The sequence below is a fragment of the Paraburkholderia sp. RL18-085-BIA-A genome (assembly GCF_046027075.1).
Lineage (GTDB): Bacteria > Pseudomonadota > Gammaproteobacteria > Burkholderiales > Burkholderiaceae > Paraburkholderia.
Genome location: NZ_JARESU010000003.1, coordinates 144,594 through 157,124, shown reverse-complemented (window position 1 = coordinate 157,124; position 12,531 = coordinate 144,594). Strand labels below are relative to the sequence as shown.

The following is a 12,531-nucleotide window of genomic DNA, read 5'->3' as shown; positions in this document are numbered from 1 at the left end:
TATGACTAAGAGAAAAGTGATTCCGAGTCTGCGATCACTCGCAGATCAAGAGCGCGCAACGGCCAAAAAGGCCCGCGCATCGTGGCAGATGTTCACGATTATGGCAGAGTTTATCGAGGCGACCGAGTACCTCTCGGAGATTCGCCCGGCTGTCAGCATCTATGGTTCTGCGCGCCTGAAACCGAATTCGCCGTACTACAAACTCGCCACCCAGATCGCGCGCAAGCTGTCGGACGCTGGCTTCGCGGTGATCTCCGGCGGCGGCCCCGGCATCATGGAAGCGGCCAACAAGGGCGCGCATGCGGGCAAGGCGCCTTCGGTCGGCCTGAACATCGAACTGCCGCATGAGCAATCGGGCAACCAGTGGCAGGACATCTCGCTGCGCTTTCGCCACTTCTTCACGCGCAAGGTCACGTTCGTGAAGAACTCGGACGCGGTGATCGTGATGCCGGGCGGCTTCGGCACGCTGGACGAACTCGCCGAAGTGCTCACGCTGATCCAGACCAAGAAGTCGCGCCACGTGCCGATCATCCTGGTCGGCGCGGAGTTCTGGGAAGGCCTGCTTGCCTGGTTCAAGAACTCGCTCACACCGATGGGCCTGATCAATCCGACCGACATGGACCTGATGCAGGTGATCGACGATCCGGACCAGGTGCTCGAAGCGGTGCTGAAGTTCTACGAAGACCGTGAAGAAGCCGAGCCGCATCCGACCAAATCGGATGAGGACCGGATGTTCTACCTGTGATGTGATGCGGCGTACTCGCTTCGCGCGTTGGCGCAAAGGGAGTACCCGCAATGTACTGAACCTGGTGCGTTGATTCTGTGGGCAGCCTTCGGGCTGTCCGCTTTCGCTTCATCGACCCACTTCACCTGCCCGCTTCACCGCCCCCTTCACACGGCGCTTGCGGTCATGCTCAAAAACCGTTTTGCTCGCCGCCGGTTCGGCGCTAACCTCCTGAGCTTGATCTGGAAGCTAGTTAGCGACATGGACCACAATCTTTCATCCTCCGACTCCGTACTCGCGCCCACACCGACGCTGCGGGAAATCTTCGGCGGCTTTCTCGGCCTTGGGCTGATCTCGTTCGGCGGCGCATTGCCGCTCGCGCGTCGCACGCTGGTCGAACAGCGCCGCTGGTTGAGCGCCGAGGAATTCACCGACCTGCTCGGCCTGTGCCAATTCCTGCCGGGCGGCAACGTAATCAATCTTTCAGTGGCGATGGGCATGCGCTTTCGCGGCGTGCCCGGCGCGCTGGCCGGCTTGCTCGGCTTGATCGCGGGACCGTCGTTGGTGGTGATCGGCCTTGGCGTGTTGTACGAACACACGCAAAACGACCCGCACGTGCGTCATCTGTTCGCCGGTCTCGCCGCGGCCGCGGCGGGCCTGCTGATCTCGATGGCCGTCAAGATCGTGCTGCCGTTGCGCAACAGGCCGCTCGCCGCGCTCATTGCCGCGCTGGGCTTCGTCGCGATTGCGATCCTGCGGCTGCCGCTTCTGCCGACCATGCTGGTGCTGACGCCGCTCAGCATCTACTTCGCGGCGAGGAGCGCACGATGAACGACACGCTCGTTTCGCTTGCCGCGATCTTCAGTCAGCTTTCGCTGCTCGCGTTCGGCGGCGGCAATACGATTCTTCCGGAGATGCAACGTCAGGTGGTGGACGTGCATCACTGGATGCCCGCCAGCGAATTCAGCGCGCTATTCGCGCTCGCGCAAGCTGCGCCCGGGCCGAACCTGATGATCGTGACACTGATCGGCTGGCATGTGGCCGGCTGGGCGGGAATGCTGGTGACGTCGGTGGCGAAGTTCGGACCGTCGTCGCTCGTGACGATCATCGCGCTGCATGCGTGGGACCGCTTCAAGGACCGTCCGTGGCGACGGTACGCGCAATTGGGTTTGATGCCGGTGACGGCCGGCATCGTCGCGGCAAGCGCGGCCTTGATTGCCGAGGCGTCGAATCCCACCTCGATTGCGTGGGCGATCACCGCGTTCACCGCCGTGATGGCGTTCAAGACGCGGGTTCATCCGTTGTGGCTGCTGGCTGCGGGCAGTTTGATCGGGCTCACGGGGTTCGGGCAGTTCTAACGCGAAGCTCTGACGCAAGGCGGCTAAAGCAAGGCGGTTGAAGGAAGGCGTCCGAAGCAAGGCCGCCTGCCGACGCATCACGCGGGCACGAACGAGCCCTCTGCCAATGCCGCGCTTACTGAAACGCCACTTCAGCGAAGCTGCGCAGCTTGCGACTATGCAAACGATGCAACCCGTTCGTGCGCAATATCTCCATCGCCTTCACGCCGATCTGCAGATGCTGATCGACCTGTGCGCGATAGAACTGATCCGCCATGCCCGGCAGCTTCAGTTCGCCATGCAGAGGCTTGTCCGACACGCATAGCAGGGTGCCGTACGGCACCCGGAAGCGGAAGCCGTTCGCGGCGATCGTCGCGCTTTCCATGTCGAGTGCGACCGCGCGGCTTTGCGACAGCCGCTGCACCGGCTCGCGATGATCGCGCAGCTCCCAGTTGCGGTTGTCCACGCTCGCCACCGTACCCGTGCGCATCACGCGCTTCAACTCGACACCGTCCAGTTGCGTGACCTGCGCGACCGCGCGCTCCAGCGCCACCTGCACTTCGGCGAGCGCCGGAATCGGCACCCACAGCGGCAGGTCGGCATCGAGCACGTGGTCCTCGCGCACATAGCCGTGCGCGAGCACGTAGTCGCCCAGGCGTTGCGTATTGCGCAGACCCGCGCAGTGGCCGAGCATGATCCACGCATGCGGACGCAGCACGGCGATGTGATCGGTGATGGTCTTCGCGTTCGACGGCCCCACGCCGATGTTGATCATCGTGATGCCGCTGCCGTCCGCGCGCTTCAGGTGATAGGCGGGCATCTGCGGCAAACGCGGCGGCGCCGTGCCTTCCTGCGACTGCTCGCCGAGATTCTCGTTGTATATGACCACGTCGCCGGGCTCGACGAACGACGTGTATTCGCTGCGATAGGCGCGCAATTCGGCGTCGTCGGTATGAGCCATCATGGTGCGGCCGAGTTTGACGAACTCGTCGATATAGAACTGGTAGTTCGTGTACAGCACGTAATTCTGGCAATGCGTGGGCGAAGTGGCCGTGTAGTGCTTCAGCCGATGCAGCGAGAAATCGACCCGCGCCGCCGTGAACAGCGCGAGCGGATGCGGCTCGCCCGCCGCCGGTTCATACGTGCCGTTGACAATGCGGTCGTCGAGCAGTGCGAGGTCCGGTGTGTCGAACACATCGCGCATCAGGAACAGGCGCTCACGGTCCAGATCGCCTTCGAGATGAATGCCCTCGGCGAACGCGAAATGAATCGGGATCGGCTGGTTCGACACGCCGACCTCGATCTGCACATGATGGTTCTTCGCCAGCAGACGCAACTGCTCGCGATAGTAGTCGCCGAACAGATCGGGCCGCGTCACGGTTGTCTCGAACACGCCCGGACCCGCGACGAAACCGTACGAGCGGCGCGAGTCGATATGCGTGTTGACTTCGGTGCACACGCGCACGAACGGATAGCAGGCGCGCACGCGGCGCTCGAATTTTTCGTTGCGGCGATAGCGCGCGAACGCATCGCGCAGAAACGAGGTGTTCGCTTCGTAGATCGCCGAGAGGCGGGTGACGGCCTCGGTCGCGTCGTCGAACGATTCGGTTGGGAAGCTGTTGGCGGGAGTCTGCACCGCGCGTTGATTGGTATCGTTGTTCATCGTCATTCACCCCTATCGATGAGACGACATTACCACGGAACACGGGTTCGCCAAATCACCTGGCGTTGCCTGCAACACATGCCGCCACACTGTTCGCAGGATTGCGGGCACTTCGCGTGAAAGCGGCGCAAAATAAGGCCGTCGCGCCCGATCACCAGGCTGGATTTGCTAGAATCGGGGCACCATATCGGAGAATCACCATGAAGCCGCTCCTTCCCGTCGCCGTTGCACTGGCCCTCGCCTTTGGCAACGCCGCGATGGCTGCCCAGCCTGTCGATGACGCTCCGCCCGCCGACGCGCCCCAGTCCGCCAATGAACGGGCCGGTCTGCCCGACCTGGAGAAGATCAATCGTCCGGCCGCCGAGGTCAGCTCGAAGGTCGAAATCAACGTGCCGCGCACGCCGAGTTTTTACGAGCGCAGCGGCAATGGCACTGAAATCACCGAATACCGCGACAAGGGCAAGCCGGTTGAAATCAACGTGCATTCGAATCTCGGCACGCGCTACCAGATGAGCGCGCCGCTCGACACGTCGCCCACCGTGCGCGACAACGGCCACCCAAGCACGCGCTTGCCTTCGGTGAATCTGCACTATTGATGCCTGTCGGGGTGGCGGCCCGGCGTGGCCGCCGCGCTTCACACCCGATACGGCGCCGCCCTGTCGCGTTCGCTGCGCGGCTCTGAGCGCCAGCGCTCAACACCGTTTTTCAGCACCGCATTTGCCACACATCGCACTGGCCGCATCGCGCCAGCCCGACCAACCTGATCCGACGTTTCCCGCATGGCTGTCTTCACCGTTGTCAACGAATCCCAACTAGCAGATTGGATGCGTCACTACGATCTCGGCGATGTCGTCGAGTTTCGTGGCATCTCGTCTGGCATTGAAAACAGCAACTTCTTTCTGACGACGACGCGCGGCGAATACGTCCTGACGATTTTCGAAAAGCTGACGGCCGAACAACTGCCTTTCTACCTCGACCTCATGCGCCACCTGGCCGCGCACCGCGTGCCGGTGCCGGACCCAATGCCGCGCGAGGACGGTGCGCTGTTCGGCATGCTGCTCGGCAAGCCCACTGCCATCGTGACCAAGCTCGAAGGTGCGCCGGAGTTGTCGCCGGGCGTCGAGCATTGCATCGAAGTCGGGCAGATGCTCGCGCGCATGCACCTCGCCGGACGCGACTACACCGGCTATCAGCCGAATCTGCGCAGCCTGCCGTGGTGGCAGGAAACCGTGCCGACCATCCTGCCGTTTCTGGAAGGCGCGCAGCGCGACCTGCTCGCGTCCGAACTCGCGTATCAGGAAGCCTTTTTCGCGTCCGCCGATTACGCCGCGCTGCCCGAAGGCCCCTGCCACGCCGATCTTTTCCGCGACAACGCGATGTTCGCGCACGCCGCGCCGGACACCGGCCATGAAGTGCGCCTCGGCGGGTTCTTCGACTTCTATTTCGCCGGTTGCGACAAGTGGCTGTTCGACGTCGCGGTGACGGTCAACGACTGGTGTGTCGACCTCGCCACCGGCAAGCTGGACGATGGGCGCACCGAAGCCATGCTGCGCGCCTATCAGACCGTGCGCCCGTTCACCGCCGAAGAGAACCGCCACTGGGGCGATATGCTGCGAGCGGGCGCGTACCGCTTCTGGGTCTCGCGCCTGTATGATTTTCATTTGCCGCGCGCGGCCGAGCTGCTCAAGCCGCACGACCCCGGCCATTTCGAGCGCATTCTGCGCGAACGCCTGTCAGGCGTTGCACATCCAGGCATCCATACCCCATGCAACTGATCGAAGTCCCCGCAAAAACCGGCTATGTGTGGTTCCGGCAGGGTATCTGGCTGTTCCGCAAGAACCCGCTCGCATTCCTCACGCTGTTCTTCACCTATCTGCTGGTCATGACGCTCGTGTCGCAGATTCCGGTGATCGGCGGCGTGCTGCCGCTGGCGTTCATTCCGGGCGTCGCGGTCGGCTTCATGGCGGCGTGCCGCAACACGATCGCCGGCAAGCCGGTGTTCCCGACCATTCTGGTGGACGGCTTTCACTCGTACGGCCCGGTGGTCGCGAGGCGGCTGCTGGTGCTCGGCGTGCTGTATGTCGTCGCGATGGGGCTCGTGCTGGCCGGCTCGGCGCTCGCCGATGGCGGCATGCTGCTAAAGGTGATGCTCGGCGGCGGCGGTGCGATGGATCAGGATGCGATTGCCAACAGCAATATTCCGCTCGCGGTGATCACGGCCCTTGTGCTCTACATTCCGGTGGCCATGATCTTCTGGTTCTCGCCGATTCTCACCGCCTGGCATGACGTGCCGCCCGTGAAGGCGATGTTCTTCAGCATCATCAGTTGCTGGCGCAATCGTGGCGCGTTCGTCGTATTCGGCGCACTGTGGTTCGCCGTTGCGATAACGGTATCGATCGGCCTGTCCGCGCTGATGCAGGCGCTGGGCGCGGCCGACTTCGCGTTCGCGATCCTGATGCCCGCCACGATGATCGTCACGACCATGCTGTACTGCTCGTTCTACGCGACTTATCGCGGCTGCTTCGGCGTACAAACGCCCGCAGCACCGGACCTGCCGACCACGCCGGCAGCGTAAAGGCAGCTTGAAAGTGGTTCAGGCGCGGGCGCTGTTCTAGCGCCCGCCCTTATTTCAACAGACGGCGCTCGCCGTCTTCGCTTCGCTCGGTCCCCGCCCCGCACTCGTCAAGCCGCAGCGAATTGCGGCACAATGGTTTGCGCGCAATCCATTTGCACGCTCTTTTACGCGAGATGCACCATGACCCAGCGCCCCGCTTTGCCCTTCACGCTCGACGAGCAACTCTGCTTCGCCCTCTACTCGACCTCGCTTGCCATGACGAAAGCGTACAAGCCGTTGCTCGAGAAGCTGGGCCTCACGTATCCGCAATATCTGACGATGCTGGTGCTGTGGGAGGGCGACGACGTCACCGTCAAGGACATGGCCGCGCGCCTGAATCTCGACTCGGCGACGGTTACACCGCTGCTCAAACGCCTTGAAACGCAAGGCCTGCTGGAGCGCGTGCGAGGCGTCGACGATGAGCGGCTCGTCTATATCCGGCTCACCAAGGCCGGCACGGCACTCAAGCGCCAGGCGCGCGAAGTACCCGCGGAAATCTTGTGCGCGACTCAGCAGACGCCGGAATTCCTGCTGCGTCTGCGCGACGATCTGACGCGCCTGCGTGCCACGCTCAACGACTACATGGATCACTAACCGGCCTGCTGCAAAACGCAAGCTATCGCGCTGATACAAAAATTAGTTTGTACACAAATGATTTGTGTACTATCTTAACGACATGCCGCTGCGATAGCGCACCGCCAGAACGGCGGCCGACAAACGGCGGCACACATGCAGACCCTGACAAACCCAGTCGATCCAGGACAACCCAGACAAGGAGCCTCGCCATGAACATCCTCTACAAAGCAAGCGCAACGAGCACCGGTGGCCGCGACGGCCATGCCGTATCGTCAGACAATGCGTTGGACGTCAAGCTGGCCGCGCCGCGTGAACTGGGCGGCAACGGCGCAGCGGGCACCAATCCGGAACAGCTGTTCGCGGCTGGCTACTCGGCGTGTTTCCTGAGCGCAATGAAATTTGTCGCCGGCCAGAAAAAGCAGGCTTTGCCGTCCGACACGCAAGTGACCGCGGAAGTGGGCATCGGTCCGAACGACAAAGGCGGCTTCGCACTCGACATCGACCTGCGCATCTCGCTGCCGGGCCTGCCCGCTGACGCGGCCAAGGAACTGGTCGACGCGGCGCACCAGGTCTGCCCGTATTCGAACGCTACCCGCAACAACGTCGCGGTGCGGCTGCAGATTGCGTAAGCGGCAGTGTCGATGAAGCGCTGATGAGGCGCCTATGAATCGCCGCGGCGGCGCGCGGCAGAACCGCCGCTCGCCGCGACCAGCGCCCGCACCCTGCACAATAGGGGCGGGCGCTCGTGCATTTGTGGACGCGGCACGCAATCTGCGGCACCGGTCCGCGCCGCCATCGCTTGCGGCTTGCAACCTGCAGTGGCAAACCCCTCATCCGACCGACCACCCCGATGACACGCGTCCGACGCCTGAACGACACCTTCGACACCGGCCTGGTCTGGTTTCGCCGTGACCTGCGCAGCACTGACCACGCCGCGCTCTACTACGCGCTCAAGCATTGCGAGCGCGTCTGGTGCACGTTCGTGTTCGATACGACGATCCTGGGACCGCTCGTCGACGCCTGGCAGGCGCGCCATCCGGATACGCAGGTGCAGGACCGCCGCATCGAAATCATTCTCGCGGCGCTACGCGAACTGGACGACGCATTTCGCGCGAAGGGTGGCGGCCTGATCGTGCTGTACGGCGATCCGGCCGACCTCGTGCCCAAGCTCGCCGCCGAACTCGGCGTCGAAGCGGTATTCGCGAATCACGATTACGAGCCGGTCTCGATCGAGCGCGACGAGACGGTGCATGAGCGTCTCACCGAGGCCGGGCGCCAGTGGCTGACGTTCAAGGACCAGGTGATTTTCGAACGCGACGAAATATTGACCGGCCAGGGCAAGCCGTTCACCGTGTTCACGCCGTACAAGAACGCGTGGCTCAAGCACGCGACGGCTTTCGATCTGAAGCCGTATCCGGTGGAAACCTACGCGAAGCATCTGGCGGCGCTGCCGCCGAAGCTGAACCGCCAGTTGCCGACGCTCGATCAACTCGGCTTCGCGCCGAGCAACCTTGCGGAGTTGGAGATGCCCACGGGCATGAGCGGCGCGCAACGTCTGCTCGACGACTTCACGACCCGCATCGACAGCTACGCGGAGCGGCGCGACTTCCCCGCCGCCAAGGGCCCGAGCTATCTTTCGATGCATCTACGCTTTGGCACGGTTTCGATCCGCACGCTCGCGCGCCTCGCCCACGAGATGTCGTTGCAAGCGGACGGACAGGGCGCGGCCATCTGGCTGTCGGAACTGATCTGGCGGGATTTCTACTTCTTGATCCTCGCGCACCATCCGCGCCTCGCGAGCGGCGCGTCGTTCAAGGAAGAGTACGACCGGCTGCGCTGGGAACGAGGCCCGGAGGCCGACGAGGCATTCGCCGCGTGGTGCGATGGCCGCACCGGCTATCCGCTCGTCGATGCCGCGATGCTGCAACTGAATCGCACCGGCTACATGCACAACCGTCTGCGGATGGTGACGGCGAGCTTTCTGGTGAAGGATCTGGGCGTGGACTGGCGGCTCGGCGAGCGCTACTTCGCCGAACAACTGAACGACTTCGACTTCTCGGCGAATAACGGTGGCTGGCAGTGGGCGGCGTCGACTGGATGCGATGCGCAGCCGTATTTCCGGATCTTCAACCCGATCACGCAATCCGAGAAATTCGATCCTGAGGGCCGCTTCATCAAACGCTATTTGCCCGGGCTTGCGAAGCTGCCGCCCAAATGGATTCACGCGCCGTGGCTGGCCGGCGCGCAGCGGCTCGCGGAATTCGGCGTGGAGTTGGGTAGGGACTATCCAGAGCCAATCGTCGACCACGCCGAGGCACGCGCACGCACGCTGGCTCGTTTCGGCAAGTGAGCGCTCGCTTACGTCCTTACTTGATTTGGTCGGAAGCGTCGGAGGAAATAGGGATATGAAAGTGCGCCGTTTGTCGTCGCTGCTGGTGTTGCTGATTTTGACGCCGGCCGCCGCGTTCGCCGCGAGCCGGTTTCGGCCAGATGTCTGGTACGGGGCGCTGCAAAAGCCCGCGTTCAACCCGCCGAACTGGGTGTTCCCCCGGCTTGGGCAGTGCTTTATGTGCTGAGGGCAATTTCCGCTCAGCGCGTTTGGACGTGCGAAGGCCTGAGCGTGGCGATCGTCTTGTGGGTCGTTCAGTTACTGTTCAGCGCAGCGTGAATGTCGCTGTTTTTCGGCCTGCATCGACCTCGCATGGCGCTGGCCGATACGTCATCCTGCTGGTTATGACCGTCGCGCCGACTTTTGCATTCTGGCGGCGGGACCGCTGGGCAGGCTGACTGCTGGTGCCCTATGTCGCCTGGGTGGCGTTCGCGCAGTGCTGAATCACGCGCTCTGGCAATTGAATCCGGCTGTCTGAAGCGAGCGTGAGCAGTACTCAATGGCAGCTTGGGCGTCTCGCCCCGAACACCGGCGTTTCACTACGCGCCGATGTTTCAGCCTGCTCAGCTTAGTGCTGGCTCATCCACGACGGTTGGCGGACGTTCACTTCACGGTCCAGCTTGCGCATGCGGAATTCGAGATCGTACAGATCGGTAGCCTCGGCCAGGTAGGCGTCAGCGCGTTCTTTCGCGAGTTGGTCGGGCGACTTGGTCAAAAGCAGAAACAGGCGGCTAAGCAGATACATGATCAACCTCGGCAATAAGTTTAGGCATTAGCGTCTAGGGGATAACCCGTATTATAGGGAAAACCCTAGGATTGCGCCACTACTCATTTCGAAGTGTTGCTCCGACCTCACCGTCCGCCTCAAGAGGCTGCGGCGGCGGCGCTTTCAGCGGTCCGACCCATGTCGGTGCGGCGTTGATGCTTGAAGAATTCCCACACCATCGCGCTTGCGTCCGGACCTTTGGCGGAATGAAACGGCACGGCGTCGTCGCCGCCGCTCCAGGCATGGGCGAGCCCCTGCACGCGGCACAGACGCACCACGCGCCGCCCGCTGCGCACGTGGTCGCGCATCACCACACCGCCCTTACGCTCTTCCCGCACTTCGCCGGATTTACGCGCGCCTTTCGCGTCGACGATGCGGTTCAGGCGGAGGAATTGCACCGCCAGCTGGTCCGCATTGACCGGCGCGACCACGTGGTCGGCGTCACCGTGGATGATGAGCGCCGGCATGCCGGGATAGTTGGCCACGTCGACCACTTCGTCGGCGAGCGCGACCGGCTCGCGGCGAGCGCCGCGCCGCATCACGTCCATTGCGGTAATGCCCGAGCGGGCTTCACCCAGAGCAGGGCCGGAATGCAGTGCGACTGCGGCGAAGTGTCCTGGATATTTGATGGCCAGAAGCGCCGTGAGACCCGCCCCGGCGGAAATTCCGGCGACATACACGCGCCCGGAGTCGAATCCATGCTCCGCCACCAGCGCATCGACCAGCGACACCACCGCGCGCGCCTCGGCCCCGCCGGCGGTTTCGCCGGCGTCGTACCAGTGCCAACAGCGGTGCGAGTGCGCATGTTTCGACTGCTCCGGATAAACCACCGCAAAACCGTAGCGATCCGCCAGCACGTTCATCCGCGTGCCTTCGGCAAATTCGTCGATCGATTGCGTGCAACCGTGGAGCATCACGACCAGCGGCATCGCCTCGAGCGCATGTCCCGACGGGACGTACAACCCGTATTGAAGATGATTGACGAGCCGCCCCGGCGCCGCCGGCGCGGAATGGAACGAGCGGGTCCACGAACCGTTCGTCCACGCCGACGCGCGCGGGCGCACCCGCGACTCGCGGGCGGCGACGCGCGGCACCTCGCGCTTCGCAGGGGTGCGCAGCGCAGCCGTCGGCTTGACCGGATGAACCTTGGCGGACGGCTTAGTGGTGGCGGCCCGCGCCGGCCGCGCCGTGACGCGCTTGGTGGTCTTTTTAGCGTGCTCGGTTTGAATGGCGAGCAGTCGCTTCAGACCGCGCAGCCAGATTTTCGATAGACTTTTTGCCATTGGCGAATGACCTCGCAAAAAGGGACAGGGGCGGTTCGATAAAAAGGCAACGATGTTTCTTGTGCAATGCACAATAACATCAATCCGCCTGCGATGCTGACGTCCTGGGAGGCACTCAAGTTCAAATTTCCGCTTGGCGAACCTCGGAGCCGCCGCGGCGTCAAACCGCTGCAAGTTCGTTCGCGGGCCAACGTCTGATGTCCGGCTCGGCGGCCAAGCTGCGCCGCGCGCGGCGAGACCGCGGTGCCACACCCGTCTATACTGGCGGTTGAATCAATGGATGCGCGTGCCTGCGCCGCGTCGACGCCTCGCGCCGTGCGCGCGTTGATTTCTTCACCAACCTGATGCTACGCGGCCTGGGTCGCACTCACTCCTGCCATGCCCGATTTACCTCTTCACCTGTGGTATTCGATCACCAGTCTCGGCGGGGCCGGCATGACGCTGCCGCTCGCGTTCGCCATCGCCCTTTGGCTGGCGCTCGGCTACACGTGGCGCATGGCGGCAGGCTGGCTGCTGCTGCTCGGCGCCGCCATCGGCGTCGTCACCGTGACCAAGCTGGCGTTCCTCGGCTGGGGTGTCGGCGTGCGCGAACTGGATTTCACCGGCGTCAGTGGCCATGCCATGCTGTCTACCGCCGTCTATCCGGTCGCTTTGTTCCTGATGCTGCTGCCGGCGCGTCCGGCGATTCGTCTGCTCGGCGTTTTGCTCGGGCTGGCTGCGGGTATCGCCGTGGGCTTGTCGCGCGTCGTGCTGAGCGCTCACTCACCGTCCGAGGCCGTCACCGGCTGCCTGACCGGTGCGCTCGCCGCATTGCTGTTCGTGCGGATGGCGTGGAATACCGAGCCGGGCCGTCTGTCGGCATTGCCCGTCGCCGTCAGCATGCTGGTTCTCGCCGTGTTGATGCACGGCGTGCACGTGCCGACCCAGCGCTGGGTCACGCATATCGCGTTGAAGGTGTCCGGTCACGACAGGCCATTCATCCGCGCGAAGTGGAAGGCGGTGCGCGATGTCCGCCCGTCCGCGGCCACGCCGCTCTCGCAGACGCTCAATACGCTCGCGCCGCCGCAAACGTCCAAAGTCTGACGCGTTCCCGCTGCTTCGCAAACGCTTCATAAGCGTGGCTGAATTATTATCATGAGTATCGTTATATCCTTTCATATATTACGATAGGCGTTTTAA

15 protein-coding genes are annotated in these 12,531 nt (G+C 63.4%); 12 read left to right on the top strand and 3 right to left on the bottom strand.

Annotation, left to right across the window (positions count from 1 at the left end):
• Position 1 precedes the first annotated feature (1 nt).
• The 3 genes from P0D89_RS03210 (at position 2) to P0D89_RS03200 (ending at position 2,082) form a co-directional block, all read left to right on the top strand.
• Entirely contained in the window at positions 2-745 is a 744-nt protein-coding gene (locus P0D89_RS03210) for an LOG family protein (protein WP_408358253.1), read from the top strand.
• A 240-nt stretch (positions 746-985) separates the two neighbouring features.
• Complete coding sequence (locus P0D89_RS03205; protein ID WP_408358254.1) at positions 986-1,555, top strand: chromate transporter; 570 nt, start codon at positions 986-988, stop codon at positions 1,553-1,555.
• Positions 1,552-2,082: a chromate transporter gene (locus tag P0D89_RS03200; protein ID WP_408358255.1), complete on the top strand. Its 531-nt coding sequence runs from the start codon at positions 1,552-1,554 to the stop codon at positions 2,080-2,082. The genes P0D89_RS03205 and P0D89_RS03200 overlap by 4 nt, the downstream gene beginning before the upstream one ends.
• Positions 2,083-2,197: 115 nt before the next feature.
• Here the strand turns inward: P0D89_RS03200 and P0D89_RS03195 are convergent, their stop codons facing one another.
• Positions 2,198-3,724 (bottom strand): AMP nucleosidase, encoded by a 1,527-nt coding sequence (locus tag P0D89_RS03195; RefSeq protein WP_408358256.1) that lies wholly within the window; start codon positions 3,722-3,724, stop codon positions 2,198-2,200.
• A gap of 200 nt (positions 3,725-3,924) precedes the next feature.
• Here P0D89_RS03195 and P0D89_RS03190 point away from each other — a divergent pair, with 200 nt between their 5' ends.
• The 8 genes from P0D89_RS03190 (at position 3,925) to P0D89_RS03155 (ending at position 9,582) form a co-directional block, all read left to right on the top strand.
• A complete protein-coding gene (locus P0D89_RS03190; RefSeq protein ID WP_408358257.1) occupies positions 3,925-4,320 on the top strand; it encodes a hypothetical protein in 396 nt (131 codons plus the stop codon).
• 183 nt (positions 4,321-4,503) lie between these two features.
• Complete coding sequence (locus P0D89_RS03185) at positions 4,504-5,499, top strand: homoserine kinase (protein WP_408358258.1); 996 nt, start codon at positions 4,504-4,506, stop codon at positions 5,497-5,499.
• On the top strand, positions 5,490-6,299 hold the full coding sequence (locus tag P0D89_RS03180) for a BPSS1780 family membrane protein (protein WP_408358259.1): 810 nt from the start codon (positions 5,490-5,492) through the stop codon (positions 6,297-6,299). The genes P0D89_RS03185 and P0D89_RS03180 overlap by 10 nt, the downstream gene beginning before the upstream one ends.
• A gap of 180 nt (positions 6,300-6,479) precedes the next feature.
• Positions 6,480-6,932 carry a MarR family winged helix-turn-helix transcriptional regulator gene (locus tag P0D89_RS03175; protein WP_408358260.1) on the top strand — a complete coding sequence of 151 codons (453 nt, stop codon included), beginning with the start codon at positions 6,480-6,482 and terminating at the stop codon, positions 6,930-6,932.
• A 191-nt stretch (positions 6,933-7,123) separates the two neighbouring features.
• Positions 7,124-7,543, top strand: a complete 420-nt coding sequence (locus P0D89_RS03170; protein WP_408358261.1) for an organic hydroperoxide resistance protein — start codon at positions 7,124-7,126, stop codon at positions 7,541-7,543.
• Positions 7,544-7,764: 221 nt separating this feature from the next.
• Entirely contained in the window at positions 7,765-9,264 is a 1,500-nt protein-coding gene (locus P0D89_RS03165) for a cryptochrome/photolyase family protein (protein WP_408358262.1), read from the top strand.
• Positions 9,265-9,319: 55 nt separating this feature from the next.
• Positions 9,320-9,490 (top strand): tryptophan-rich sensory protein, encoded by a 171-nt coding sequence (locus tag P0D89_RS03160; protein ID WP_408358263.1) that lies wholly within the window; start codon positions 9,320-9,322, stop codon positions 9,488-9,490.
• A complete protein-coding gene (locus P0D89_RS03155; protein WP_408376080.1) occupies positions 9,409-9,582 on the top strand; it encodes a tryptophan-rich sensory protein in 174 nt (57 codons plus the stop codon). The genes P0D89_RS03160 and P0D89_RS03155 overlap by 82 nt, the downstream gene beginning before the upstream one ends.
• Positions 9,583-9,871: 289 nt before the next feature.
• Here the strand turns inward: P0D89_RS03155 and P0D89_RS03150 are convergent, their stop codons facing one another.
• Positions 9,872-10,048, bottom strand: coding sequence for a DUF3563 family protein (locus tag P0D89_RS03150; RefSeq protein WP_408358264.1), 177 nt, complete (start codon positions 10,046-10,048; stop codon positions 9,872-9,874).
• A gap of 119 nt (positions 10,049-10,167) precedes the next feature.
• Positions 10,168-11,352 carry an extracellular catalytic domain type 1 short-chain-length polyhydroxyalkanoate depolymerase gene (locus P0D89_RS03145; protein WP_408358265.1) on the bottom strand — a complete coding sequence of 395 codons (1,185 nt, stop codon included), beginning with the start codon at positions 11,350-11,352 and terminating at the stop codon, positions 10,168-10,170.
• A gap of 378 nt (positions 11,353-11,730) precedes the next feature.
• Here P0D89_RS03145 and P0D89_RS03140 point away from each other — a divergent pair, with 378 nt between their 5' ends.
• The gene (locus P0D89_RS03140) at positions 11,731-12,435 is read left to right on the top strand and encodes a phosphatase PAP2 family protein (RefSeq protein ID WP_408358266.1); all 705 of its coding nucleotides are present in this window, start codon (positions 11,731-11,733) and stop codon (positions 12,433-12,435) included.
• Positions 12,436-12,531: the final 96 nt, after the last annotated feature.